This window comes from Mesorhizobium sp. 43Arga (genome assembly GCF_053714255.1).
Genome location: NZ_JBSKBO010000001.1, coordinates 893,268 through 918,705, shown reverse-complemented (window position 1 = coordinate 918,705; position 25,438 = coordinate 893,268). Strand labels below are relative to the sequence as shown.

20 protein-coding genes and 1 tRNA gene are annotated in these 25,438 nt (G+C 63.6%); 14 read left to right on the top strand and 7 right to left on the bottom strand.

Features of this window, described 5'->3' with window-relative positions; all coding sequences use genetic code 11:
- Positions 1-81: 81 nt before the first annotated feature.
- The gene (locus tag ACWGS8_RS04565; protein WP_454579792.1) at positions 82-1,311 is read left to right on the top strand and encodes an SGNH/GDSL hydrolase family protein; all 1,230 of its coding nucleotides are present in this window, start codon (positions 82-84) and stop codon (positions 1,309-1,311) included.
- Between the two features lie 31 nt (positions 1,312-1,342).
- On the opposite strand, the gene ACWGS8_RS04560 is transcribed toward ACWGS8_RS04565, so the two are convergent.
- Together ACWGS8_RS04560 and gltB are read right to left on the bottom strand one after the other, a co-directional pair.
- On the bottom strand, positions 1,343-2,797 hold the full coding sequence (locus tag ACWGS8_RS04560) for a glutamate synthase subunit beta (protein WP_454579791.1): 1,455 nt from the start codon (positions 2,795-2,797) through the stop codon (positions 1,343-1,345).
- Between the two features lie 142 nt (positions 2,798-2,939).
- Positions 2,940-7,685 carry a glutamate synthase large subunit gene (gene gltB / locus ACWGS8_RS04555; protein WP_454579790.1) on the bottom strand — a complete coding sequence of 1,582 codons (4,746 nt, stop codon included), beginning with the start codon at positions 7,683-7,685 and terminating at the stop codon, positions 2,940-2,942.
- A gap of 495 nt (positions 7,686-8,180) precedes the next feature.
- Between gltB and ACWGS8_RS04550 the strand changes: the two genes are divergently transcribed.
- A complete protein-coding gene (locus tag ACWGS8_RS04550; protein WP_454579789.1) occupies positions 8,181-9,233 on the top strand; it encodes a threonine aldolase family protein in 1,053 nt (350 codons plus the stop codon).
- Between the two features lie 143 nt (positions 9,234-9,376).
- Here ACWGS8_RS04550 and ACWGS8_RS04545 read toward each other — a convergent pair whose 3' ends face one another.
- On the bottom strand, positions 9,377-9,844 hold the full coding sequence (locus ACWGS8_RS04545; protein WP_010911365.1) for an Hsp20 family protein: 468 nt from the start codon (positions 9,842-9,844) through the stop codon (positions 9,377-9,379).
- Positions 9,845-10,326: 482 nt separating this feature from the next.
- On the opposite strand from ACWGS8_RS04545, the gene ACWGS8_RS04540 reads away from it, so the two are divergent.
- From ACWGS8_RS04540 to ACWGS8_RS04525, 4 genes are all read left to right on the top strand, one after another.
- Positions 10,327-11,346 (top strand): alpha/beta fold hydrolase, encoded by a 1,020-nt coding sequence (locus tag ACWGS8_RS04540; protein WP_454579788.1) that lies wholly within the window; start codon positions 10,327-10,329, stop codon positions 11,344-11,346.
- Positions 11,347-11,456: 110 nt separating this feature from the next.
- Positions 11,457-11,612 (top strand): hypothetical protein, encoded by a 156-nt coding sequence (locus ACWGS8_RS04535; RefSeq protein ID WP_454579787.1) that lies wholly within the window; start codon positions 11,457-11,459, stop codon positions 11,610-11,612.
- 3 nt (positions 11,613-11,615) lie between these two features.
- Positions 11,616-11,861 (top strand): DUF1127 domain-containing protein, encoded by a 246-nt coding sequence (locus tag ACWGS8_RS04530; RefSeq protein ID WP_454579786.1) that lies wholly within the window; start codon positions 11,616-11,618, stop codon positions 11,859-11,861.
- 105 nt (positions 11,862-11,966) lie between these two features.
- Complete coding sequence (locus tag ACWGS8_RS04525) at positions 11,967-12,797, top strand: helix-turn-helix transcriptional regulator (RefSeq protein ID WP_454579785.1); 831 nt, start codon at positions 11,967-11,969, stop codon at positions 12,795-12,797.
- A gap of 30 nt (positions 12,798-12,827) precedes the next feature.
- Here ACWGS8_RS04525 and hisN read toward each other — a convergent pair whose 3' ends face one another.
- A complete protein-coding gene (gene hisN / locus ACWGS8_RS04520; RefSeq protein WP_454579784.1) occupies positions 12,828-13,601 on the bottom strand; it encodes a histidinol-phosphatase in 774 nt (257 codons plus the stop codon).
- 315 nt (positions 13,602-13,916) lie between these two features.
- On the bottom strand, positions 13,917-14,858 hold the full coding sequence (locus ACWGS8_RS04515) for an N-formylglutamate amidohydrolase (protein ID WP_454579783.1): 942 nt from the start codon (positions 14,856-14,858) through the stop codon (positions 13,917-13,919).
- A gap of 162 nt (positions 14,859-15,020) precedes the next feature.
- Here ACWGS8_RS04515 and cpdR point away from each other — a divergent pair, with 162 nt between their 5' ends.
- On the top strand, positions 15,021-15,383 hold the full coding sequence (gene cpdR / locus ACWGS8_RS04510) for a cell cycle two-component system response regulator CpdR (protein WP_006199474.1): 363 nt from the start codon (positions 15,021-15,023) through the stop codon (positions 15,381-15,383).
- Positions 15,384-15,602: 219 nt separating this feature from the next.
- Positions 15,603-15,677: transfer RNA gene (locus ACWGS8_RS04505), tRNA-Val, on the top strand.
- A gap of 62 nt (positions 15,678-15,739) precedes the next feature.
- Here the strand turns inward: ACWGS8_RS04505 and ACWGS8_RS04500 are convergent.
- Positions 15,740-16,537 carry a M15 family metallopeptidase gene (locus ACWGS8_RS04500; RefSeq protein WP_454579782.1) on the bottom strand — a complete coding sequence of 266 codons (798 nt, stop codon included), beginning with the start codon at positions 16,535-16,537 and terminating at the stop codon, positions 15,740-15,742.
- An 85-nt stretch (positions 16,538-16,622) separates the two neighbouring features.
- Positions 16,623-17,783, bottom strand: a complete 1,161-nt coding sequence (locus tag ACWGS8_RS04495) for a dihydrodipicolinate synthase family protein (protein ID WP_454579781.1) — start codon at positions 17,781-17,783, stop codon at positions 16,623-16,625.
- 242 nt (positions 17,784-18,025) lie between these two features.
- Here ACWGS8_RS04495 and ACWGS8_RS04490 point away from each other — a divergent pair, with 242 nt between their 5' ends.
- Genes ACWGS8_RS04490 through ACWGS8_RS04465 form a run of 6 tightly spaced genes read left to right on the top strand, consistent with a single transcriptional unit; the run spans position 18,026 to position 25,302 of the window.
- Complete coding sequence (locus tag ACWGS8_RS04490) at positions 18,026-19,084, top strand: LacI family DNA-binding transcriptional regulator (protein ID WP_454579780.1); 1,059 nt, start codon at positions 18,026-18,028, stop codon at positions 19,082-19,084.
- Positions 19,081-20,097: a Gfo/Idh/MocA family protein gene (locus ACWGS8_RS04485; RefSeq protein ID WP_454579779.1), complete on the top strand. Its 1,017-nt coding sequence runs from the start codon at positions 19,081-19,083 to the stop codon at positions 20,095-20,097. The genes ACWGS8_RS04490 and ACWGS8_RS04485 overlap by 4 nt, the downstream gene beginning before the upstream one ends.
- A complete protein-coding gene (locus ACWGS8_RS04480; RefSeq protein ID WP_454579778.1) occupies positions 20,094-21,695 on the top strand; it encodes an acyl CoA:acetate/3-ketoacid CoA transferase in 1,602 nt (533 codons plus the stop codon). Before ACWGS8_RS04485 ends, ACWGS8_RS04480 begins: the two co-directional genes overlap by 4 nt.
- Entirely contained in the window at positions 21,688-22,464 is a 777-nt protein-coding gene (locus tag ACWGS8_RS04475; RefSeq protein ID WP_454579777.1) for an enoyl-CoA hydratase/isomerase family protein, read from the top strand. The genes ACWGS8_RS04480 and ACWGS8_RS04475 overlap by 8 nt, the downstream gene beginning before the upstream one ends.
- A gap of 14 nt (positions 22,465-22,478) precedes the next feature.
- Complete coding sequence (locus ACWGS8_RS04470; RefSeq protein ID WP_454579776.1) at positions 22,479-23,990, top strand: aldehyde dehydrogenase family protein; 1,512 nt, start codon at positions 22,479-22,481, stop codon at positions 23,988-23,990.
- A 58-nt stretch (positions 23,991-24,048) separates the two neighbouring features.
- On the top strand, positions 24,049-25,302 hold the full coding sequence (locus ACWGS8_RS04465; RefSeq protein ID WP_044548311.1) for an ABC transporter substrate-binding protein: 1,254 nt from the start codon (positions 24,049-24,051) through the stop codon (positions 25,300-25,302).
- Positions 25,303-25,438: the final 136 nt, after the last annotated feature.

Genomic DNA, 25,438 nt, shown 5'->3' with positions numbered 1-25,438 from the left:
CGCCACGGCACTTTGAACTTGCGCCCCGCCGCAAAACCGGCTCCGGTTCGCGGGACCCGGCACAAGGGGATGGAGGAGTGATTGGTTTCGGCCGCGCGTATCGCGATCCTTGCTCGTCGCACGCCGATCCTTTTTCTGGCGATCGTCCTGTTGGCGATCGGCGTCGCCGGTGCCTTCCATGTGCCGGCCATGGCGCAGGAGCAGCCGCAGCAAAATCGTGGCTGGTCGTTGCGCGACCTTCTGTTTCCGCGCCGCAACGAGCGGATCGAACCGCCGCTCGACATCCAGAAGGCAAAACCAAAGCCGCGTAAACCAAGGGTTCCGCGTGCGCCGGTCGAACCACAAACACCGATAGCGGAAAAGGCGCCAGATGCCCGCATCGTCCTGGTCGTCGGCGACTTCATGGCGTCGGGCCTCGCCGAAGGCCTGGACATAGCCTTTGCCGACAACCCGGCCGTTAGGATCGTCGCGCGCTCCAATGGTTCATCCGGCTTCGTGCGCGATGATTTCTACAACTGGCCCGAACAGATCAAATCGCTGATCGAGACCGAGAAACCGGCCGCGGTCGTTGTCATGCTGGGCTCCAACGACCGCCAGCAGATGAAGGTGGGGGACGTGCGCGAGCAGCCCCGGTCCGAGAACTGGACCAAGGAATATGAGCGCCGCACCGACGAACTCGGCAAGGCCATCGCCACCGCCAAGGTGCCTTTCCTGTGGGTCGGCCTGCCAGCGTTCCGGGTACCGAAGATGACCTCCGACATGCTGGCTTTCAACGACATCTACCACAAGGCCGCCGAAAGCCATGGCGGCGAATTCGTCGACGTATGGGATGGGTTCGTCGACGAGAATGGCGCCTTCGTCACCAACGGCCCCGACATGAACGGCCAGCCGGTGCGGCTGCGCGCCGACGACGGCATCAACGTCTCCAAAGCCGGCAAGCGCAAGCTCGCCTTCTACACCGAAAAGCCGCTAATGAAGATCCTGGGCCTGGCCGGGCCGGGCAGCGTGGCCCCCGCGACAGCACCCGCGGGCGTGCCCGTCGAGGCACCGGCGCCGGCAGCGGCACCCATTGTCATCGACCGCACCGCACCCATGCTGCTCGGCGACCCGGCGCTCGACGGCGGCACGGAACTGCTCGGCGCCGCGCCCCCGGCAAAAGCCAATCCGGCGCTTCCCGGTGAAAAACTGGTGATCGAAGGCAAGGCGCCGGAGGCTTCGCCAGGACGCGCCGACGACTTCTCCTGGCCGCCGAAGGCCGAGCCGCCGGCGACAGCCGCAGCGACCGACACGACGACGGCGATCACCCCTTAATCACGCAGAGTTCTTGAGACCGTCGCGCAACTCAGCGGGGCAATACGCTCGTCCCCATCAACGCCTCATCGATCGAGCGCGCCGCCTGGCGGCCTTCACGGATCGCCCAGACGACCAGCGACTGGCCACGGCGCACGTCGCCCGCCGCGTAGAGCCGGTCGACGCTGGTCTTGTAGTCATGGTCATTGGCCTCGACATTCCGCGAGCGGCGGCTGTCGGTGGTGATTTTCATCTCACCCTCGAGTTCCTTCGCCACGCCCACCATCGCCGGTCCGGCAAAGCCGATGGCGATGAAGGCGAGATCGGCGCGGATGACGAATTCGGTGCCGGCGATCGGCTTGCGCTTCTCGTCGACCTCGCAGCATTTGACGCCGGTCAGCTGGCCGTCCTCGCCGATGAATTCGAGCGTCGCCACTTGGAATTCGCGCTCCGCACCCTCGGCCTGCGAGGACGAGGTGCGCATCTTGGTCGCCCAGTATGGCCACACGGCGAGCTTGTCTTCCTTCTCGGGAGGCTGCGGGCGGATGTCGAGCTGGGTGACGCGCACCGCACCCTGGCGGAAAGCGGTGCCGACGCAGTCGGAGGCGGTATCGCCGCCGCCGACGACGACGACATGCTGACCGCCGGCGATGATCGGGTGCGAGGGCCATGCCACCGACTGGATCGGCTCGCCGCCGACGCGACGGTTCTGCTGCACCAGATAGGGCATGGCGTCATGCACGCCGCCGAGATCGTCACCCGGAATGTTGGCCGCACGCGGCGTTTCCGAGCCGCCGCAATAGAGCACCGCGTCATGTTCGGCGAGCAGTTCGGCCACCGGCTTGTCGACACCGACATTGACGCCGCAATGAAAGGTCACGCCCTCGCCCTGCATCTGTTCGATGCGCCGGTCGATATAGTGCTTCTCGATCTTGAAGTCGGGAATGCCGTAACGCATCAGCCCGCCCGGGCGGCTCTCGCGCTCATAGACATGGACGTCATGGCCGGCGCGGCCGAGCTGCTGCGCGGCCGCCATGCCGGCCGGGCCGGAGCCGATGATGGCGACCCGCTTGCCGGTCTTCTTCTCCGGCGGATAGGGCCGGATGTGGCCGGTCTCGTAAGCCTTGTCGGCGATCGCCTGTTCCACCGTCTTGATGGCGACCGGAATGTCTTCGAGATTCAGCGTGCAGGCTTCCTCGCAAGGGGCGGGACAGATGCGGCCGGTGAACTCCGGGAAATTGTTGGTCGAGTGCAGGTTGCGGATCGCGTTGTCCCAGTCCCTGTTGTAGACGAGGTCGTTCCAGTCCGGGATCTGGTTGTGGATCGGACAGCCGGTCGGCCCGTGACAGAACGGAATGCCGCAATCCATGCAGCGCGCGGCCTGTTTCTCGACCTCCTTGTCCGACATCGGCAGCGTGAATTCGCGGAAATGCCGGATACGGTCGGAGGCCGGCTGGTACTTGTGCACCTGCCGGTCGATTTCGAGAAAGCCTGTTACCTTGCCCATAGTCCAGTTCCTGCTGTCCAGATGGTGCGGTTTTCGCCGCACCCGTTAACCTCTTGAGGCAGCCATGGCAACCTTGCGCCCGAGGTCAAACTGTCGATGAAGGGGGCCGGGAAGCCTGGGCTCCCCGGCAATTCTCACAGATCTATTCGGCCGCGACGCCCATGCGCATGCGTTCCATCTCGATCAGCGCGCGGCGGTATTCGACCGGCATGATCTTGCGGAATTTCGGCCGGAAAATCGTCCAGTCGTCAAGGATCTCGCGGCCGCGCACCGACCCCGTATAGTGCACATGGTTCGAGATCAGCTGGTAGAGCCGTTCCTCGTCATGGCTGGTCATGTCGCCCGACACGTCGACGCGGCCCTTGTGGTCGAGGTCGCCGCCATGGTGCAGCAGCCTTTCCATCAGGTCGTCTTCTTCCGGAACCGGCTCCAGTTCGACCATGGCCATGTTGCAGCGCTCGGCGAAATCGCCGGCTTCGTCCAGCACATAGGCGACGCCGCCCGACATGCCGGCGGCGAAGTTGCGGCCGGTCTTGCCGATGACGACGACGACACCGCCGGTCATGTATTCGCAGCCATGGTCGCCAACGCCTTCAACGACGGCGGCGACGCCCGAATTGCGCACCGCGAAGCGCTCGCCAGCGACGCCGGCGAAATAGGCTTCGCCTTCGGTCGCGCCATAGAGCACCGTGTTGCCGACGATGATGGAGTCGGCCGCGACGATCCTGGCTTCTTCCGGCGGCCGGATGACGATGCGCCCGCCCGACAGGCCCTTGCCGACATAGTCGTTGCCGGCGCCGACGAGTTCGAACGAGACGCCGCGCGCCAGGAAGGCGCCGAATGACTGGCCGGCTGTGCCGGTGAGCTTCACCTGGATCGTGTCCTCGCGCAGCCCCTTGTGCTTGAAGCGCTTGGCGACTTCACCCGACAGCATCGCGCCTGTCGAACGGTCGACATTGCGGATGTCCACCTCGATCTTGACCGGCTGCTTGGCCTCCAGCGCGGGCTTGGCCAACTCGATCAGCTTGCGATCGAGCACGTCGTCGATCGGGTGCTTCTGCCGCTCGGTCCAGTGCACCGCTTCGTGCGGTGCATCGGGCTTGTGGAACATCTTCGAGAAGTCGAGGCCACGCGCCTTCCAGTGCTGGATCACGTCGCGCTTTTCCAGAAGATCGCTGTCGCCGATGATCTGGTCGATATGGGTATAGCCCATTTCGGCCAGCAGCGCCCTCACCTCTTCCGCCACGTAGAAGAAGAAGTTGATGACATGCTCGGGCGTGCCCTTGAAGCGCTTGCGCAGCACCGGGTCCTGGGTGGCGACGCCAACCGGACAGGTGTTCAGGTGGCACTTGCGCATCATGATGCAGCCGGCCGCGATCAGCGGCGCGGTCGAGAAGCCGAACTCGTCGGCGCCGAGCAGCGCTCCGATGATGACGTCACGCCCGGTGCGCAAGCCGCCATCGACCTGCAGCGCGACACGCGAACGCAAGCCGTTCAGCACCAGCGTCTGGTGCGTCTCGGCCAGACCCATTTCCCATGGGGAACCGGCATGCTTGAGCGAAGTCAACGGCGACGCACCGGTGCCGCCATCATAACCCGAGATGGTGATGTGGTCGGCGCGCGCCTTGGCAACGCCGGCCGCGACCGTGCCGACACCGACTTCAGACACCAGCTTGACCGAGACATCGGCCGCCGGATTGACGTTCTTCAGATCGTAGATCAGCTGCGCCAGATCCTCGATCGAATAGATGTCGTGATGCGGCGGCGGCGAGATCAGGCCGACGCCCGGCGTCGAATGCCGGACCTTGGCGATGGTCGCGTCGACCTTGTGGCCGGGCAGCTGGCCGCCCTCGCCGGGCTTGGCGCCCTGCGCCACCTTGATCTGCATGACGTCGGAATTGACCAGATATTCGGCCGTCACGCCGAACCGCCCCGAAGCGACCTGCTTGATCGCCGAGCGTTCCGGGTTCTTGCCGCCGCCGGGCAGCGGCAAATAGCGGTCGGCCTCTTCACCGCCCTCGCCGGTGTTCGACTTGCCGCCGATCTGGTTCATGGCGCGCGCCAGCGTGGTGTGCGCTTCCCTGGAGATCGAGCCGAACGACATCGCTCCGGTCGAGAAGCGCTTGACGATCTCGGCCGCCGGCATGACGTCGTCGAGCGCGACCTTCTCGCGGCCGGTCTCCTCCGCCAGCCTGATCTTGAACAGGCCACGGATGGTTTGCGCGCGGGCGGTCTCGCTGTCGATCTGCGCCGAATAGTCCTTGAAGGTTTCCCACGAGCCCTGGCGCACGGCGTGCTGCAAGGTGGCGACCGCATCGGGCGACCACATATGCGCCTCGCCGCGCATGCGGAAGAGATATTCGCCGCCGACTTCGAGGCTGTTGCGCAGCACCGGATCGTTGCCGAAACCGTCCGTGTGGCGGCTGACGGTTTCGCCGGCGACCTCGTCCAGCCCGACGCCTTCGATCAGCGTCGCGGTGCCGGTAAAGTACTTCTCGACGAAGTCGGACTTCAGCCCGATGGCGTCGAAGATCTGCGCGCCGCAATAGGACTGGTAGGTCGAGATGCCCATCTTGGACATCACCTTGAGGATGCCCTTGCCGATCGACTTGATGTAGCGCGACACCACCTCGTAGGCGTCGACCTCTTCCGGCAGCTCGCCGCGCTTGTGCATGTCGGTGAGCGTGTCGAAGGCGAGATAGGGGTTGATCGCTTCGGCGCCGTAGCCGGCAAGGCAGCAGAAATGATGCACTTCGCGCGGTTCGCCGGATTCGACGACGAGGCCAACGGAGGTACGCAGCCCCTTGCGGATCAAATGATGGTGCACCGCAGCCGTCGCCAGCAGCGCCGGGATGGCGATGCGGTCCGGCCCGAGCTGGCGATCGGACAGGATGATGATGTTGTAGCCGCCGGCGACTGCCGCCTCGGCGCGTTCGCACAGGCGGTCGATGGCGCCCTGCATGCCGGCAGCGCCCTCATTCGAGCCATAGGTGATGTCGATGGTCTTGGTGTCGAAACGGTCCTCGGTGTGGCCGATGGAACGGATCTTCTCCAGATCGCCATTGGTCAGGATCGGCTGGCGCACTTCGAGCCGCTTGCGGCGCGAATTGCCGACCAGGTCGAAGATGTTCGGCCGTGGTCCGATGAAGGACACCAGGCTCATCACCAGTTCCTCGCGGATCGGGTCGATCGGCGGGTTGGTGACCTGGGCGAAGTTCTGCTTGAAATAGGTGTAGAGCAGCTTCGACTTGTCCGACATCGCCGAGATCGGCGTGTCGGTGCCCATCGAACCAACGGCTTCCTGCCCGGTGGTCGCCATCGGCGACATCAACAGCTTGGTGTCTTCCTGGGTGTAGCCGAACGCTTGCTGGCGATCGAGCAGGCTGACATCCTTGCGCAGCGCGCGCGGCTCGACCGGCTTCAGATCTTCCAGGATGAGCTGCGTGTTGGCGAGCCAGGTCTTGTAGGGATGCCTGGTGGCGATCTCCGACTTGATCTCCTCGTCGGGCACGATGCGGCCCTTGGCAAGGTCGATCAGAAGCATGCGCCCGGGCTGCAGCCGCCACTTCTGCACGATCCTCTCCTCCGGCACCGGCAGCACGCCGGCCTCGGAAGCCATGATGACGCGGTCATCGTCGGTGACGATGTAGCGTGCCGGGCGCAGCCCGTTGCGGTCGAGCGTGGCGCCGATCTGGCGGCCATCGGTGAAGGCAACCGCCGCCGGCCCGTCCCACGGCTCCATAAGGGCTGCATGGTATTCGTAGAAAGCCTTGCGATCGGCATCCATGAGCTTGTTGCCGGCCCAGGCTTCCGGGATCAGCATCATCATGGCGTGGCTGAGGCTATAGCCGCCCTGGAACAGGAATTCGAGCGCATTGTCGAAGCACGCCGTGTCGGACTGGCCGTCATAGGAGATCGGCCACAGCTTCGAGATGTTGTTGCCGAACAGCTCGGAATCGACCGAGGCCTGGCGCGCCGCCATCCAGTTGTTGTTGCCGCGCACCGTGTTGATCTCGCCATTGTGGGCGACCATGCGGTAGGGATGCGCCAGCTTCCATGACGGGAAGGTGTTGGTAGAGAAACGCTGGTGCACCAGGATCAGCGCGGTCTCGAAGCGCGGGTCCTTGAGATCCTTGTAATACGCGCCGACCTGATAGGCCAGGAACATGCCCTTGTAGACAATGGTGCGCGCCGACAGCGACACGCAATAGGCGCCGATGTCCTTGTTGTCGTTCTCGGCATAGATGCGGCCCGAAATGACCTTGCGCAGCAGATAGAGCCGGGCCTCGTATTCCTCGTCATCGGGAATCTCGGCCGTGCGGCCGATGAAGACCTGGCGATGGAACGGCTCGGACGCGACGATATCGGGCGCCTTCGACAGCGACGAATTGTCGACGGGCACGTCGCGGAAGCCGATGAGCGGCAGCCCTTCGGACTGCGCCGATTCGGCGATGATGTCCTCGATATGGGCGCGAAGTGCGGCGTCCTGCGGCATGAACCAGTGTCCGACGCCGTACTGGCCCGCCGGCGGCAGTTCGATACCCTGGACCGCCATCTCCTCGCGGAAGAACTGGTCGGGAAGCTGCACCAGCACGCCGGCGCCGTCGCCGACCAGCGGGTCGGCGCCGACGGCGCCGCGATGCGTCAGGTTTTCGAGCACGGCAAGCCCGTCCTTCACGATCTGATGCGACTTCACGCCCTTCATGTTGACGATGAAGCCGACGCCGCAGGCATCATGTTCGTTGCGCGGATCGTAGAGGCCCCGTGGGGCAAAGCCGGTTCGGCCGATGTCGGTTCGGCCAATGTCGGTTCGAGACGTATTTTTGACGGCAGCCGCTTTCGTCTGCGCGGCCTGGCCGTTCGTCGCAGAGAGCGTCATGTCCGTCATTGTCCTGTCCTCCGTTCCAGCCCTTCAGGCGCTGGTTTGCCTCGGCAAGCGCTTGGCTCACCCTGATCCTTGCGGCACGTCTTGCGAAATCCTTGCCGAACCAGGCGGCTTTCCGCATGGTTCGCGTCTGGTATCGTACAGGCCAGAGTCCGGCCGTCCACCTGTCGCTCGCAGCAACAGCCGGAGAGGCCAATATGTTACGCCAATCCAGCCTGTTTTGTGCGACAAAATAAGACAGCACTACTGTCCTAAATTTTTATGACAGAATTCCCCGACTCACACAAGACCGATTCACAAAAAACTTGAGCCTTTCGCGACATAAAATTACGTGAAGTTGAGAGAAAACGTAAGCTTCAGTCGCCGATCCACGCCCCGTCGGCTTGGCTGGCTTTAACGGTTTTCCGGCGTCTGGCCCTTGCGGTTGGCGCCTGGAACCGTTCAACTCCGTGCTGATTTTCCCCAAAACCCCGATCTTTCCCAGACATAGGCAGATGCATGTTCTTCGCTTCCGACAATTGGGCAGGCGCCCATCCCAATATCGTTGCCGGCCTGTCGGCCGCGGCCGGCGGCTTTGCCACCGCCTATGGCGACAGCGCGCTCGACCAGGCGGTATACCAGCGCTTCAATGAGATTTTCGAACGCGAGGTCGCGGTGTTCTTCGTGGCGACCGGCACCGCCGCCAACTCTCTGTCGCTGACCACATTCAACAAACCCGGCGGCATTTCCTTCGCCCATCGCGAATCGCATGTCATCGAAGACGAATGCGGCGCGCCGGAGTATTTTTCCGGCGGCGCGCGCTTGCATGCCGTCGACGGCGCACTGGGCAAGATCGACCCGCACAATCTGGAGGGGACCATTGGCCGCTTCGCGCCGGAAATCGTCCACTGGGGACGGCCAATGGCGGTTTCGATCACCCAGTCGACGGAGGTTGGCACCATCTACGGTCTCAATGAGATCGAGACGATTGCGGCCATCGCAAAACGGCATTCCGTGCCGCTGCATATGGATGGCGCCCGCTTTGCCAATGCGCTGGTGGCGCTCGACACGACGCCGGCCGAAATGACCTGGAAGCGCGGCGTCGACATCCTGTCCTTCGGCGGCACCAAAAATGGCTGCTGGTGCGCCGAGGCGATCGTGCTGTTCGACCTCGACCGCGCCAAGGAACTGGCCTTTCTGCGCAAGCGCGCCGCCCAGCTGTTTTCGAAGTCGCGCTTCGTCGCCGCGCAGTTCGAAGCCTATTTCGAGGACGGCCAATGGCTCGACACAGCGCGCCACGCCAACGCCATGGCCGCCCGCCTCGCGGCGGCGATCGAGGATTCGGCCCACGGCAAGCTGGCCTGGCTGCCGCAGGCCAACGAGGTGTTCGCCGTGATCAAGAAGACCGAGGCCGGGAGGCTGCAGGCGGCGGGCGCGGCCTTCTACGACTGGCACAAGCCGCACGGCTTTGACGGCCATATCGGCGAGGACGAGCTGCTCTATCGTTTCGTCACCAGCTTTGCCACGACTTCAGAGGAAGTCGACCGTTTTGGCCAGCTGATCGCCGGATAACAATCCATATCCCAGGGCAATTCCGGGAAAAGTGTGAGGCGGTTTCCCACAGGAATTGCCCCAAAACAAAGAGAACAAAAAAGCGGCGCCTTTCGGCGCCGCTTTCCGTCTCGGGAGGAGACGCTTCTGTTCCTGGGCTACATTTACGCAGCGGTCTTGGCCTCGATCTGCTTTGCCTTGGCCGGAGCCGAGGTGATCGCGATCTTGCGCGGCTTCAGTTCCTCGGGAATGTTGCGCTTGAGGTCGACGAAGAGCAGGCCGTTCTTCAGCGTGGCGCCGACGACTTCAACGTGGTCGGCAAGCTGGAAGCGGCGCTCGAAGGCCCTGGAGGCAATGCCGCGATAGAGCAGCTCGGAGCCTTCACCGTTACCCTCGTCCTTGCGCTCACCCTTCACGGTCAGCACGTTGCGGTGGGCTTCGATCGAGATTTCCTCGTCCGAGAAGCCGGCGACCGCCATGGAGATCCGGTAGGAATCCTCACCGGTGCGCTCGATATTGTAGGGCGGATAGGTCTGCGCGCCATCGGGCTGCGCAAGCGAATCCAGCATGGTGAAGAGACGGTCGAAGCCGACGGTCGAACGGTAAAGCGGGGAAAAATCAACGTGACGCATGAGGTGTTCTCCTGTTTGAGCAACATGGTTTGCGTATGGCCGGTGCGAAACCCGTAAGCGGCGTTTCGGGAGGGCCAGCGGCCCCGACATTGGCGACCGCATTCCACATTTGGGGAGCGCTCGAATGCATTTCAAGATTTTTGCCCGGCGGCAAAAAGTGGAATGGCTTGCCCCTTGATGAACGGCAGATGAACCGGCGCTTCGGCGCCCGTTCAGACAGCCGCAGCTAAAGTGGCTCCAGGATCAAGGATTGGCGGCGCCGGATTGCTGAGGCGCCGCAACGAGGCCGAACCGGGTGTTAACGTCCCTTCCTCCCGGATCGACAGAGGCCGGAAGCACGCCCTCGAGCGGCTTCCGGCCTTCCCCGTCAGGGTCCCGGCACAAGCCGGATTTGCTTTGCTTTTGATGCATTGGCGTCTATCACCTTGACGAGGCCAGCCGCGACAGGCTGGCACCTGAAGACGCCGAGCACAAAGCGCCGCATGACGGACCTTCTCCACGACACGCCGCTTTTCCACGAAACCGAGGGCAATCCGCGACCGGAAAACGCCACCGGCGGGTTTTTCACCACGCGCGACCGCAAGAAGATCCGCTACGGCCTGTTCGCGGCGGCGGCGCGCCCGCTGCGGGGCACCGTCGTGGTGCTGTCCGGCCGCAACGAATGCATCGAGAAATATTTCGAAACCATCCGCGACCTTGCCGCCCGCGGCTTTGGCGTCGCCACGCTCGATTGGCGCGGCCAGGGCGATTCCGACCGGCTGATCCGCGATCGCCAGCGCGGCCATGTCAGGTCCTTCCGCGACTACACGGCCGATCTGGAGCAGTTCTTCGAGGAGATCGTGCTACCCGATTGCCGCGGCCCGTATTACATCCTCGCCCATTCAGCCGGGGCCGTGATCGCGCTTCTTGCGGCGCCGTCCATGGTGAACCGCGTGCGCCGCATGGTGCTGATCGCGCCATTCCTGACCCTGCCCGACCTGCCGGTCTCGATCAGGACGGTCCGCCGCGTCTGTTCGGTTTTCTGCGCCTTGGGGCTGGGCCGGCTCTATGCCGCCTGGGGTCCACGGCCCAGACATACGCTGCCTTTCGAGGCCAATAAGGTGACGTCGGATCCGCAGCGCTACCGCCGCAACACGCGCATCTACGAAGAGTATCCGCGAATGGCGCTTGGCGGTCCGACGATCCGCTGGCTGCAAGCGGCGGCAAAGGCGTCGGAAGCCATCAGCGACCCGGACTTCATGGCCCGCATACAAGTGCCTCTGCTGATCATCGCCGCCGGCGCCGACAGGGTCGTTTCGACCAGGGCGGTGGAAGCCTACGCCAGAAGCCTGAGGCTTGGTTCGCTGCTGATGATCGACGGCTCGAAGCACGAAATCCTGCAGGAGGTCGACCTCTACCGCGAACAATTCCTTGCCGCCTTCGACGCCTTCATCCCCGGCTCGGACGATCCGACGGCGGTCTCTTCACAGGCCGGCATAGCTGACACACCGTTGTCAGGATGATCGGCCGGCCGCTCCTCGCGGCAGGCAAACCGCTAAAGATTCTGACAGCCCCCGCCCGTCCCGAAATGCTCATCTCAATGCGTCGAATTGAACGCCATGGAGATGAGATCATGACCGAGAGAACCTGCGCCGCCTGCGATTGCCAGCTGGATGCCAACCCGATCCGCGTCAAGGTCGGCGGCAAGACCGTCGAGGTCTGCTGCGAGGAATGCGCGACGGCGCTGAACGAGGCCGGCGCCTCAGCGGTCGGCGTGAGCGAGGATTGAGCCATGCGCACCGATCCCGCAACGGCACAACGCCTGGCTGGCCAGGCCCTGGTGCCGCCAGTCCGCACCGAAACCACCCTGCAGGCCTTGCACACCCAATGCGTCGCCGCGGCGAGATGGATCACCCGCCAGATGGAGAAACGCCGAAGCCGGGTTGCCTTGCTGGAAATGACAGACGAACAGCTCAAGGACATCGGTCTGTCACGCGGCGAAGCCTATTCGGAATTCAGGCGTCGCCCGTGGGACTGACAAGCGTCCGTCGAGAAGTCTCCTGACAGGATTGGGCAGGCGGTTTGCATAGAGTGCCCATCGCAATTCCGGAATCACTCCGGCGCGAGCGAAAACGCAACGGCCATGTCCCAATTCACGATTCAGCTCCTTCTGGACACCGGCATCGTCAGGGTGCGGGATGTCATCTGTAGCGGCGAATGCCGTCACAGGAACGATGAGGAGTGCACGTCGGCGACGCATCTGGTGTTTGCCTATCGCGGCGTCTTCGTGCGCCATGTCGGCCGCAATGACTCGGTCGCGGAAGCCAACCAGCTCCTGTTCTTCAATGAGGCCGAGGCCTACCAGATCAGCCACCCTGTCGAGGGCGGCGACGCCTGCCTCGACCTCGTCATCGAAGAAGGCCAATTGCGGGAACTGGCGGCGAAGGACCAGTTGCGCGCCGGTGGCGTCCTGGCGTTTCGCCGCCAGCGCCGGCGCATCGATCCGCGCGCGCAGGCCTTGGTGGCGCTGCTGCGCCACAGCCTGAGCCGCAATGTCGCCGAAACGCTGGAGGCCGAGACGCTGGCGCTGACGCTGGTGCGGCGCTCGCTCGGCGAGCGCACCTCGCATATCGCGGGCGCCAGCCCCGGACGGCAAAAGCTGGTCGACCGCGCCAAGCTGGTGCTGGCGTCGGATCTGTCGCGGCGCTGGACGCTGGCCGAGATTGCCGCCGAGGTCGGCGTCTCACCGGTCTATCTGACGCAAATATTCCAGCAGGTCGAAGCGATGCCGCTCTATCGCTATCATCTGCGCCTGCGGCTGGCGCGCGCGCTCGACCTGCTTGGCCGCTACGACAATCTGACCACGCTCGGCATGGACCTCGGCTTTTCCAGCCACAGCCATTTCAGCGCGTCGTTCAGACAGGTCTACGGACGCACGCCGGCGGAGTTCCAGCGCTCGATCAGATCGCGCTGAAGCAACTGCTTCAAAGAAAGCGCGGAGATATCAGCCGCGCAGCGCAGCCATCGCGGCGGCGTGAAGCTCCGGCGTCGCCGCCGCCAGCACATCGCCACCCTTTTCCGCCGGCCCGCCATCGAAGGTGGTGACGACGCCGCCCGCCTTCTCGATGATCGGAATCAGCGCCACGATATCGTAGGGTTTCAGGCCGGGATCGGCGACGATATCGACGCTCCCGGACGCGATCATGGCGAAGGCATAGCAATCGGCGCCGTAGCGGGCGAGCTGCACCTGTTTCTCGAACGCGTCATAGCGCTTGCGCGACTCGCCCTTGAACAGCGCCGGCGTGGTGGTGAACAGTGTCGCCTCATCGAGCCTTGTCGTCTTGCGGGTCGAAAGCTTGCGCGGACCGCCCGGCCCCTCATAGTGCGAGCCCGAGGCGTTGGCGTAGAACAGCTCTCCGGTGAAAGGCTGCGCCATCATGCCGGCGACCGCGTCGCCGTCGACCGTCAGTCCGACCAACGTCCCCCACACCGGCAGGCCGGAGATGAAGGCGCGCGTGCCGTCGATCGGATCGATCACCCAGACATGCCGGCTGGAGATGTTCTCGCTGCCATGCTCCTCGCCGAGAATGCCATGGTCGGGATACTGCGCCGCTATCAGCGCCCGGATGGCACGTTCGGTCTCGCGGTCGGCTTCCGTGACCGGGTCAAAACTGCCCTTTTCCTTGTTGGCCACGGCGCCCTGGGCCCGAAACCGCGGCAAGGTCTCGGCCGCTGCCGCGCGCGCGATGCGGCGCATGAAATCGATGCTGACGTCCAACTGATTCTCCCGCATTTGCCGAGTGCCCAACCGGGCTCTGCCGACACTTTCCCGCCAAAACAAGCCTGTTTATCGATTTATTCGCCGCGACACTTGTTGCCCAAATGTCACACCAACGTCACCAAAATGCAATTTCCACATCACTCTGAATTAAAAAAGCCTGAAGGTCGCTTGACATTTGTGCACCGCACAATACCCTCAACCTCGGACAGGGTTTCCTGTCCATGCCCTCCTTGGGCGTTTCCTCCCTAGACTTCGACCGTATCGTGCAAACGATGCGGTCTTTTTTTACACCTGCGTCTCGACCCGGCTATTTCACTCCGCGGCCAGCGGCAGGTCGATGAAGTGATGGTCGGGCATCGCCATCAGATCCGCTGAAAATCGCGTCAGATCGTCGGCCAGCGCGTCGAAGCCAGCGACTTTCTCGAACGTCCGCTCATTCATGTAGAGCCCGCGATTGACCTCGATCTGCAGCGCATGCAGATGGCGTGCCGGACGGCCATAATGTTCGGTGATGAAGCCGCCGGCATAGGGCTTGTTGTGGGCGACGGTATAGCCCATCGCGGTCAAGAGGCCGATCGCTGTCTCTGTCAAGGCCGCGGTGGCCGAGACGCCGAAACGGTCGCCGATGATGAAGTCCGGCCGCAGGCCGTTGTCGCCGACGCGGATGCTCGCCGGCATCGAATGGCAGTCGATCAGCACGGCAAAGCCGAAACGGGCGTGGGTTCTGGTCAAAAGCCGCTTCAGCGTCTCGTGATAGGGCTTGTAGACGGCCTCGATCCGGGCGACGGCTTCGGCGAGCGGCAGGCGGCCGGAATAGATGTCGAGCCCCTCGCCGACCAGCTTCGGCACGGTGCCGAGGCCGCCCGCCACCCGCGCCGAGCGGATATTGCAGAAGGACGGCACTGGCTCGGCGAACATGCGCGGATCGAGTTCCCACGGCTCGCGATTGACGTCGAGATAGGCGCGCGGGAAATTCGCCGCCAGCATCGGCGCGCCAAGCGCCACGGCGCCGCCGAACAGCTCGTCGACGTAGCAATCTTCCGAGCGGCGGATGGCGTTGCGGTCGAGCCTCGCCATGGCAAGGAAGCGCTCCGGATAGTAGCGGCCGCTATGCGGTGAGTTGAACAGGAAGGGGACGCGCTGCTCGACGCCCGATCGGATTTCGAAGGGTTGAACGACCGAAAAATCCTCGGCTGCCGTCTTCAATTTGCACGAACCCGAAAACACCGATGCATCATGGTTTGAAAGTGCCATCTTGCTGGTCGCATGTCCAGCATTTCGCCATCCGATCGCCCTGCCCGATGCGGATAATGCTTCGCCGCGTTCACTTGATGTTTACCGTCACCTCCTCATATACAGGATGGTTAACGGGCTGCCTGGGCGGCAGTCTCGGGCGGGTGATTCGGACGGGATATCATGGCACGCATTCTTCTGGCGGAAGACGACGACGATATGCGTCGTTTCCTCGTCAAGGCGCTGGAACGCGCCGGCTACCAGGTCAGCGATTTCGACAATGGCGCCAGCGCCTATGAGCGGCTGCGCGAGGAACCGTTCTCGCTGCTGTTGACCGACATCGTCATGCCGGAGATGGACGGCATCGAACTGGCGCGTCGCGCCACCGAGATCGATCCCGACCTCAAGGTCATGTTCATCACCGGTTTCGCGGCCGTCGCGCTGAACCCGGATTCCAAAGCGCCGAAGGACGCCAAGGTGCTGTCGAAGCCCTTCCACCTGCGCGATCTCGTCAACGAGGTCGAGAAGATGCTGCAGGCGGCCTGAGCCGCCTTCCCAGCCAATGCATGTCGCCCAAAGGTGGTCCCGATTTTGGGAGACGACATGCACGAAAACAAGGATCTAAAGCGCGTCGCCTGAATCCGGTTAGACGCGGCGCGCTCTAGCCATCGGCACTTGTTTGCCGGTGCGGCGAGACGACGCCTTCTTTCCTTTTTCTCGCTATTGACGCGCCGGACCAAAAATGGTGTATGCGCGACGTCGGATGGGCGTGTAGCTCAGCGGGAGAGCACTGCATTGACATTGCAGGGGTCACAGGTTCAATCCCTGTCACGCCCACCATCCAAACCAGACAATCGACACATTGCGCCGAGCTTCCGCCGGTGAGGCATCCAAGGTGTCGGCTATCCCTGCTTCTTCGTGTAGATCAGCAATTCAGGCCGATATTCGAAATGCATGGTGTCGTAGTGGTACCAGCGGCCGCCCCAGACAAAACCCTGCTTTTCAAACAGCGCGACGATCGACAAGGGTATGCGGTTCTTGAACGGGATCCGGCCCTTGGCGTCGGGCTTGGCCCAGAACCAATAGTCGGAATAACCGACATTGATATCGAATGCGGCGCCGAAGGAATGGACGCTGAGTTGGTCGGTGCCGGCAATGGCCCGCCAATTGAAACCGCCGCCCGGCTTGAGGCCGTAGCGGCTGATGTCGGCGGGCATGTCCTGCAAGGCTTCAGAGATTTTGGCGAGACGCGTATCGATGCCGAAGAGTGAGCTTATCCGAACCGGGTACTTGCCCTGTTTGGGCAGCCATTTGATGCTCGTTATATGTCTGCCGACTGCAGCGGCACTGGCGCCATAAAGCTTCTTGAAAAAGGCCTCGTTGCGAACACGACCTGGATCGAAATCCACATCAGGGACAAGGTCGCCGGCACTGACCGTCGGATAGACGTAGTGGAACATGTCCTCGATATCGGGGGACTTGATCAGGTCCTCAGGCGTGCGTGCCTTGCCATCGTCCCACACCATCGTGGCACCATCCGACCACGTCAGCGTGTTGCCCGAGATGGTAAAAAGACCGGGATAGGCTTCGAGCAGGGCCGCCTTGGCCGCGGCCTGATCGACGCCGTCATCGCCTTTCGCGGCGGATGTGGGAAATGCCGCCAGAAAACCCGCGAAAACGACGGAAATCCTTAGTTTCATCGACAGCGCGGCCTCTCGAAATCGCACGCGTGCGATGTCAATCATAGACGAAAAGAGGACTATGGATCAGGGCACGAGGCCAGATTCATTCCGGGACACCCGCGACGGCGCAGAGACCCTTCATCCTGGCAACCGCCAGGTCCGGATCGGCCAGCAGGCCGGCCTGGTCGGCAAGCTGGAAGATTTCGGCATAGTGGCGGATACCGCGCGCCGACTGCATGCCGCCGACCATGGTGAAATGATCCTGGTGGCCGTTCAGCCAGGCCATGAAGACGATGCCGGCCTTGTAATATTCGGTCGGCGCCTCGAAGATTTTTCGCGATAGCGGCACCGTCGGCGCCATCAGCGCGTCATAGCCGGCACGGTCGCCCTCGGCGAGCCTTGCCAGGGCGGCGTTGGCGACCGGCGCGATGGCGTCGAAAATGCCGAGCAGCGCGTGCGAATGCCTGTTGCCGTCGCCGGCGATCAGTTCGGGGTAGTTGAAGTCGTCGCCGGTGAACATCACGACGCCGTCCGGCAGCCGGTTGCGCAGCGCGACCTCCTTGCCGGCATCGAGCAGCGATATCTTTATGCCTTCGACCTTGTCTGCGTGGCGTTCGATGATGGCGACCACCGTATCGAGCGCGACCTCGAAATCGCCGCTGCCCCAGTAGCCCTTCAAGGCCGGGTCGAACATGTCCCCCAGCCAGTGCAGGATGACCTTGCCGGAGGCCTGGCTCAATATGCGGTCATAGACGCGCGCATAATCGTCCGGACCCTTCGCGACAGCCGCCAATGCGCGGCTGGCCATCATGATCGGCTTGCCGCCCTGCCCTTCGATGAAAGCGAATTGCTGGTCATAGGCCGCGATCACATCGTCGAGCGTGCTGGCGGCGGCCGGCGCCAAATGGTCGGTTCCGGCACCCGAGGCAAGATCAGCACCGTCGACCGTTCGTGCCTCGGCGATCGAGCGGCGGATCAATTCCTTCGCATTGGCCCAGTCGAACCCCATGCCGCGCTGCGACGTGTCCATCGCCTCGGCGATGCGGAAGCCGAGCCGCCACAAATGATGGCGGAACGCCATCGTCCTGTCCCAGTCGACCGCGGGCCGCGACCATGGATCGGTCATTTCGAGGGGGTTGGCAACGACATGCGCGGCGGCATAGGCGATGCGCGAAAACCGCGCGCCGACCGCCGGCTGCACCGGCTGTCCGACAAGCGCGTAGCGGCAGCTGCGACCACCTTCACCAGGCAAGACAATATCCATCGACCTCTCCCTTCGCAGCGGCTATTAAATGGAACGTTCCAATAAATCAAGAAGCTTTAAGATTCGACGCGAATTTGGCTGAAAATGCTGCATTGCAGCACGGAAAGCCTTTCTGGATAAGCCATTTGAGTACGAACAATCAGGTTTTCGGATCGAGAAAAAATTCACAGTTGACTCAGGATTGAAGCAATGATTAGAACGTTCCAATAAATTCGATTGAGAAACCGGGAGGACGCATCGACATGGCCAGCCGGGCCAAGGCCACGATATTCGACATTGCCCGCGAGGCGGGCGTGTCCAAATCGACGGTATCGCTCGTGCTCCAGGGCAGCGGGCTGATCCGGCCTGAAACCGCGGTCAAGGTGCGCAAGGCGATCGAGGATGTCGGCTATGTCTACAACCGCGGCGCCGCCAATCTGCGAAAGGCCCATTCCAACGTCATCGGCATGGTCATCAACGACCTGACCAATCCGTTCTTCGCCGAGCTGGCGGTCGGCATGGAACGTGTCTTCCAGTCGGCAGGCATCGTGCCCTTTATCGCCAATACGGCAGAGAATCCGGTGCGCCAGGAAGAGGTGCTGAAGTCGCTGATGGAACAGGGCGTCGCCGGTCTCATCGTCTCGCCGGCGCGCGGCACCACGCCAGGCGCCTTCCGGCGGCTGGAATTGGCGGGCGTGCCGGTGGTCTTCGCCATGCGCCGCCTGCCCGAAAGCCGCATCCCGGTGATCGCGCCCGACAATCATCGCGGCGCCTACCTTGCCGCTGCCCACCTGATCGCCAAAGGACATCGCCGGCTCGCCTTCTTCGGCGGTTCCTCGGATCTGGTGGTCTATCAGGAACGGCTGGGCGGTTTTCGCGAGGCCTGCGAGACGCTGGGTATTTCTGCCGGCGACGTGCTGGTCGTCGAGGGCGAAACCAACCGCAGAGGCGGCCTCGCTTGCCTGGAGACCGCCCTTACAATGGCTGAGCCGCCGACCGCGGCCCTCTGCTTCAACGATGCCGTCGCATTTGGCGCGATGCTGGCATTGCGCAAGCGCCGGCTTGAGCCGGGACCGGATTTCGCCGTCGTCGGTTTCGACGACGTGGTCGAGGCCGAACACTACATGCCGGCGCTCACCAGCGTCGCGGTGGACACAGCCGGCCTCGGCGAACGCGCCGCCCACGTCATGCTGAAGCTGATCCAGTCGCGCACCACGCGGGCCGAAGACCATATCGGCGCGGTCAATCTCGTGGTCAGGGAAAGCTGCGGTCCGGATCGGCGCACGCGAAACAGGCCTGCGGGAACGGGAGGCGCCGCATGAGTGTCAAATGGGGGCTGATCGGCGCCAGCACGATCGCCAGGCAATTCATGATCAACGCCATTCGTGCGCAAGACGGTGGCGAGATCACGGCGGTCATGAGTTCCAACCCGGAACGCGCCACGGCCTATGCCAGGGAAAACGGCATTCCAGCCGCCGAGTCGACCCTGGATGCCTTGTTGAAGTCCGACATCGACGCCGTCTACATATCGACCACCAACGAACTGCATCTCGAACAGGCCCTTGCCGCCATCGAAGCGGGAAAGCATGTACTGTGCGAGAAGCCGCTGGCGCTGACCAGCGCCGACGCACGCAAGATGGTCGCGGCCGCCAGGGCGGCCGGCATCGTGCTGGGCACCAACCATCATCTGCGCAACGCCGGCGCGCATCGCGCCATGCGCGACGCCATCGCAACGGGGCGCATCGGCAAGCCGGTCGCCGCGCGCGTCTTCCATTCCGTCTATCTGCCCGAGACCCTGCAGGGCTGGCGCATCACCAGGCCGGAAGCGGGTGGCGGCGTGGTGCTCGACATCACCGTGCACGATGCCGACACGCTGCGCTTCGTGCTTGGCGAAGATCCCGTCGAGGTCTCCGCCTTCACGCAATCGGTCGGCATGGCCGGCGGCGGGCTGGAGGACGGCGCCATGTGCATCTGGCGCTTCAAGTCGGGCCTCATCGCCCAGTCGCATGAAGGGTTCACCACCAAATTCGCCGGCACCGGCTTCGAGGTGCATGGTTCGGAAGGCTCGCTGATCGCCAGCGATGTGATGACCCAGAAGCCGGACGGCTCGGTTCTGTTGCGCACGGCCAGGGCCGAGGAGCAATTGAGCTTCGATCGCGAGGATCTCTACGTCAGATCGGTGCGTCAGTTCCATGCCGCGATCCTCGGCAAGGGCGAGCCCGCCGCCACCGGCGAGGACGGCATCTGGTCGCTGGAATCAGCCGAGGCGGCATTGCAATCGGCCAGCTCCGGCAAGGCCGTCAAGATCGACCCGAAACTCGGGAGCATGAAGTGAGCAAGGTCGTTTCAGCGGCACAGGCAGCCGGCCTGATCAAGGACGGCATGACGGTATCCGTCTCCTCGTCGAGCGGTCTTGGCTGTCCGGATGCGGTGCTTGCCGCCATCGGCGAGCGCTTCGACAGCGAAGGCCATCCCAAGAACATCACCACGCTGCACCCGATCGCCGCCGGCGACATGTACGGCATCAAGGGCATCGATCATCTGGCCAAGCCCGGCCTGTTGACGCGCACGCTGTGCGGCTCCTATCCGTCCGGCCCCTCTTCCGCCGAACCGCCGCAGATTTGGAAGATGATCGGCGACAATTCGGTCGCCGCTTACAACGTACCGTCCGGCATCCTGTTCGACATGCACCGCGAGGCCGCCGCCAAACGGCCGGGCGTGCTGACCAAGGTCGGTCTCGACACGTTCGCCGACCCGCGCCACCAAGGCTGCGCCATGAACGCGGCGGCAAGCGAGCCGATCGTCTCGGTACAGCAGTTCGACGGCGAGGAATGGCTCTATTTCCGCTCGATCGTGCCTGACATTTCGATCATCCGCGCCACCACGGCCGACGAGCGCGGCAATCTCACCTATGAGCATGAAGGCGCCTATCTCGGCGGCCTCGAACAGGCGCTCGCCGCCCGTAACAACGGCGGCATCGTCATCGCGCAGGTCAAACGCGTTGTCGAGAACGGCACGCTGAAGCCGCATGATGTGCGTGTGCCGGGCGTGCTGGTTGATCATATCGTGGTCGCGCCCGACCAGTTGCAGACGACGCTGACGCCATATGACCCGGCGATTTCGGGCGAGATCTTCCGGCCGCTGTCAACCTTCCGCAATGCCGAGATGAACGTGCAGAAGGTGATCGCGCGGCGCGTCGCCATGGAATTGCGCGACGGCATGGCCGTCAACATCGGCTTCGGCATCTCGGCCAATGTGCCGCGCATCCTTCTCGAAGAAGGCCAGCACGGCAAGGTCACCTGGGTGATCGAGCAGGGTGCGGTCGGCGGCGTGCCGCTGCTCGACTTCAAGTTCGGCTGCGCCTCCAACGCCGAGGCGATCATGCCCTCGCCGCACCAGTTCATCTATTTCCAGGCCGGTGGTTTCGACGCCTCGCTGCTCTCCTTCCTGCAGATCGACCGCCACGGCTCGGTCAACGTGTCGAAACTGTCGGCCCGGCCGCATGTCACCGCCGGCGCCGGCGGTTTTGTCGACATCACCGCGCGGGCGAAGAAGATCGTCTTCTCCGGCTTCTTCAATGCCGGCGCCAAGCTTTCGCTGGCTAGTGGCGGCATCCGCATCGACCAGGAAGGCAAGGTCAAGAAAGTGGTCAACGAGGTCGAGCACATCTCCTTCTCCGGCAAGCGCGCTGTGGCTCAAGGCCAGGACATCACCTATGTCACCGAGCGCTGCGTGATGAAGCTGACGCCGGACGGATTGATGGTGACCGAACTGGCGCCGGGCATCGACCTCGAGCGCGATGTCCTGGCGCAGGCCGAGATGCCGCTCGGCGTCGCCAATGACCTCAAGGTGACGCCGGCGGCGCTCTATCAGGATCGGCGGATCGGCCTGTCTCTCAATGGCGGCGCCGCGCTCGGAGGCGCGCATGGCTGAGCGCCTCGTCACCTTCGAAAGAGACGGCGCCATCGGCATCGTCACGCTGCGCCGCCCGGAAAAATTCAACGCGCTGGATATCCCGATGCTGCGCGCGCTCGAAGCCGCGCTGGACGAAACTGAGCTGGCCGAGGGCATCCGCGCCGTGCTGTTGCGCGGCGAGGGCAAGGGCTTTTGTGCCGGTGGCGATGTTGAGGCCTGGGCACAAATGAGCGCCGCCGATTTCCAGGTGCAATGGGTACGCTACGGCCACCGCGTCTTCGACCGGCTGGCGCGGCTGCGGCAACCGACCATCGCCGTGCTGTCCGGCCATGCGCTTGGCGGCGGGCTGGAACTGGCCGTCGCCTGCGATTTCCGGGTCGCCGAGGCGCATGTGAAATTGGGCTTCCCCGAAACCTCAATCGGCGTCGTGCCCGGCTGGTCCGGCACGCAGCGCGCGGTGCGCCGCTTCGGCGCGCAGACAGTGCGGCGCATGGCGCTGGGTGGTGAGGTTTTTCTGGCTGCCGACGCGCTGGCTTCGGGTATCGTTGACCGCGTTGCCGAGACCGGCAAGGCGTTCGACGAAGCCAAGGCCTGGGGGGAAAAAATCGCCGAGCGCGGCCCGCTGGCGACGGAAGCCGCCAAGCTGATGATCGCGGTGGCCGAAGGCGAGGAAAGTGCGGCCGCCACCGAGGCATTGGCCAGCGGCTTCATCGCGCTCACCGGCGACCTCAAGGCTGGTGTCGGCGCCTTCAAGGCCAAGCGGAAGCCGGCATTTTCAAGAAGCTAGAGAAAACAGTCCTGATGAACGCACCCCTCAACATCGCCATGCCCCCCGAGGCCTCAGCCGCGCCGAAAACTTACCGGCTGCTGATCGACGGCAAGCAGGTCGATGCCCGCGACGGGCGCACGATTGCGCGCAAGAGCCCCGGCCACGGCTTCACCGTTTCGCGCTATGCGCAGGCCGGCGAGACCGAGGTCGAAGCGGCCGTGCAGGCGGCGTACAAAGCGTTCGAGACCGGTCCCTGGCCACGCATGAAGGCCGGCGAGCGCGCCGCGATTCTCTTCAAGACGGCCGATCTGATCGAGGGGCGGCTGGAAGACATCGCCCGGCTCGACGCGCTGGAATCGGGCAAGCCGATCGCCCAGGCGCGCGGCGAGATCGGCGGCGCCGTCGACATCTGGCGCTATGCCGCCTCGCTTGCCCGCACACTGCATGGCGAGAGCTATGCCAATCTCGGCGACGCCATGCTGGGCGTCGTGCTGCGCGAACCGATCGGCGTCGTTTCGATCATCACGCCGTGGAATTTCCCGTTCCTGATCGTCAGCCAGAAACTGCCTTTCGCGCTCGCCGCCGGCTGCACGGCCGTGGTCAAGCCGAGCGAAATGACTTCCGCCTCTACCTTCGTGCTGGGCGACATCCTGCTAGAGGCCGGCCTGCCCGTCGGCGTCGTCAACATCCTTGCCGGTCTGGGCGCCGATGTCGGCGCGCCGATGGTCAGCCATCCCCTGGTCGAGATGGTGTCGTTCACCGGCTCGACCGGCGTCGGCAAGATGACCATGGCGTCCGCCGCGCAGTCGCTGAAGAAGGTCTCTATGGAACTTGGCGGCAAGAACGGCCAGATCGTCTTTCCCGATGCCGACCTCGAGGCCGCCGCCGACGCGGCGGTTTTCGGCGGCTTCTTCAATGCCGGCGAATGCTGCAATGCCGGCAGCCGGCTGATCGTGCACGAGGCGATCGCCGACGATTTTCTCAGCGCCGTCAAGGCGCTCACCGCCAGGGTGAAGGTCGGCGACCCGCTCGACAATCAAACCAAGGTCGGCGCGATGATCTCATTCGACCATCTGGCCAAGGTGACGGGTTACGTTACGGCAGCGGCAGGCGCAGGCAGCGACGTCTACAGTGGCGGCAAGCCGCTGGCCTCCAATGCCGGCCAATATCTCGACCCCACCATCATCCGTGGCGTCACCGAGGACATGGCCATCGCACGCGAGGAAGTATTCGGACCGGTGCTCTCCGTGCTCACTTTCGAATCAATTGAGAAGGCGTTGCACATCGCCAACAACACGCCCTATGGTCTGTCTGCAGGCGTGTGGAGTGCCAGCATCGACACTTGTATGTCGGTGGCGCGTGGGGTGCGTTCGGGGACGGTTTGGGTGAACACATTCATGGAAGGTTATCCCGAGCTGCCTTTCGGAGGCTACAAGCAGTCCGGTCTCGGACGCGAACTCGGCAAACGCGCTGTCGAGGACTATACCGAGGAAAAGACAATCCAGTTTCATCGCGGCCAGCGCACCGGATGGTGGGTCGGCTGAGTTGGGAAGAACCCGGTGGGCTTCCACCGGTCGTTTAATGCAACAAGGGAGGAAGTACATGTTGCGCAAACTGCTTATCGGAACGGCTCTCGCGACGAGCTTTGCCTTCTCGGCGCATGCCGCGGACGTCAAGGAAGTGCAAATGCTGCATTGGTGGACATCGGGCGGTGAAGCGGCTGCCCTCAACGTGCTGAAGGGTGATCTGGCCAAGGAAGGCTTTGCCTGGAAGGACGTGCCGGTGGCCGGCGGTGGCGGCGACGCCGCCATGACCGCGCTGAAGGCGATGGTCGCGGCCGGCAATTACCCGACCGCCTCGCAGATGCTCGGCTACACTGTGCTCGATTATGCCGCTGCCGGCGTGATGGGCGACCTGACCGAAACGGCGAAGAAGGAAGGCTGGGACAAGTCGGTCCCGGCAGCCTTGCAGAAGTTCTCGGTCTATGAAGGCAAGTGGGTGGCGGCTCCGGTCAACGTCCACTCGGTCAACTGGCTGTGGATCAACAAGGCGGTGATGGACAAGATCGGCGGCACCGAGCCGAAGACCTTCGACGACTTCGTCGCCCTGCTCGACAAGGCCAAGGCCGCGGGCGTGATCCCGCTCGCTCTCGGCGGTCAGAACTGGCAGGAAGCCACCATGTTCGACTCGGTCGTGCTGTCGACCGGCGGGCCCGAGTTCTACAAGAAGGCCTTCAACGACCTCGACGACGCTTCGCTCAAGTCCGACACGATGAAGAAGTCGTTCGACAATTTGGCCAAGCTCGTCACCTATGTCGACCCGAACTTCTCGGGCCGCGACTGGAACCTTGCCACCGCCATGGTCATCAAGGGCGATGCCCTGGTGCAGGTGATGGGCGACTGGGCCAAGGGTGAGTTCCACGCCGCCAAGAAGACCCCGGGCACGGATTTCCTGTGCTATCGCTTCCCGGGCACTGACGGCTCCGTGATCTACAACTCCGACATGTTCGGCATGTTCAACGTTCCGGACGACCGCAAAGCCGCCCAGGTCGCGCTGGCCACCGCCACCCTGTCGAAGAGCTTCCAGTCGGCCTTCAACGTCGTCAAGGGTTCGGTTCCGGCCCGTACCGACGTTCCGGACACCGACTTCGACGCCTGTGGCAAGAAGGGCATCGCCGACCTGAAGAAAGCCAATGAAGGCGGCACGCTGTTCGGCTCGCTGGCCCAGGGCTATGGCGCCCCGCCGGCTGTCGCCAATGCCTACAAGGATGTCGTCTCGAAGTTCGTCCATGGTCAGATCAAGACTTCGGACGAGGCCGTGACCGAACTGGTCAAGGCGATCGACGACGCCAAGTAAGCGCAACGCACAAGAACACCTTCCCCGCTTCGGCGGGGAAGGTTTTATCTCAGGATTGGCCGGCTCGACACCATGCCGACCGAAGACCCGTATGCACGGGGCCGCCTTGCCGCCTGACGGCAGAGCACGGACGACC

What these genes read in the sequence shown, in the direction of transcription:
- ACWGS8_RS04545 (WP_010911365.1), bottom strand. Translation starts at nt 9,844, where the DNA reads ATGCGTCACGTTGATTTTTCCCCGCTTTACCGTTCGACCGTCGGCTTC.
- ACWGS8_RS04515 (WP_454579783.1), bottom strand. Translation starts at nt 14,858, where the DNA reads ATGGCACTTTCAAACCATGATGCATCGGTGTTTTCGGGTTCGTGCAAA.
- ACWGS8_RS04500 (WP_454579782.1), bottom strand. Translation starts at nt 16,537, where the DNA reads ATGAAACTAAGGATTTCCGTCGTTTTCGCGGGTTTTCTGGCGGCATTT.
- ACWGS8_RS04530 (WP_454579786.1), top strand. Translation starts at nt 11,616, where the DNA reads ATGCGCACCGATCCCGCAACGGCACAACGCCTGGCTGGCCAGGCCCTG.
- ACWGS8_RS04560 (WP_454579791.1), bottom strand. Translation starts at nt 2,797, where the DNA reads ATGGGCAAGGTAACAGGCTTTCTCGAAATCGACCGGCAGGTGCACAAG.
- ACWGS8_RS04490 (WP_454579780.1), top strand. Translation starts at nt 18,026, where the DNA reads ATGGCCAGCCGGGCCAAGGCCACGATATTCGACATTGCCCGCGAGGCG.
- ACWGS8_RS04465 (WP_044548311.1), top strand. Translation starts at nt 24,049, where the DNA reads ATGTTGCGCAAACTGCTTATCGGAACGGCTCTCGCGACGAGCTTTGCC.
- ACWGS8_RS04535 (WP_454579787.1), top strand. Translation starts at nt 11,457, where the DNA reads ATGACCGAGAGAACCTGCGCCGCCTGCGATTGCCAGCTGGATGCCAAC.
- ACWGS8_RS04495 (WP_454579781.1), bottom strand. Translation starts at nt 17,783, where the DNA reads ATGGATATTGTCTTGCCTGGTGAAGGTGGTCGCAGCTGCCGCTACGCG.
- cpdR (WP_006199474.1), top strand. Translation starts at nt 15,021, where the DNA reads ATGGCACGCATTCTTCTGGCGGAAGACGACGACGATATGCGTCGTTTC.
- ACWGS8_RS04470 (WP_454579776.1), top strand. Translation starts at nt 22,479, where the DNA reads ATGAACGCACCCCTCAACATCGCCATGCCCCCCGAGGCCTCAGCCGCG.
- ACWGS8_RS04475 (WP_454579777.1), top strand. Translation starts at nt 21,688, where the DNA reads ATGGCTGAGCGCCTCGTCACCTTCGAAAGAGACGGCGCCATCGGCATC.
- ACWGS8_RS04525 (WP_454579785.1), top strand. Translation starts at nt 11,967, where the DNA reads ATGTCCCAATTCACGATTCAGCTCCTTCTGGACACCGGCATCGTCAGG.
- ACWGS8_RS04550 (WP_454579789.1), top strand. Translation starts at nt 8,181, where the DNA reads ATGTTCTTCGCTTCCGACAATTGGGCAGGCGCCCATCCCAATATCGTT.
- ACWGS8_RS04485 (WP_454579779.1), top strand. Translation starts at nt 19,081, where the DNA reads ATGAGTGTCAAATGGGGGCTGATCGGCGCCAGCACGATCGCCAGGCAA.
- gltB (WP_454579790.1), bottom strand. Translation starts at nt 7,685, where the DNA reads ATGACGGACATGACGCTCTCTGCGACGAACGGCCAGGCCGCGCAGACG.
- ACWGS8_RS04540 (WP_454579788.1), top strand. Translation starts at nt 10,327, where the DNA reads ATGACGGACCTTCTCCACGACACGCCGCTTTTCCACGAAACCGAGGGC.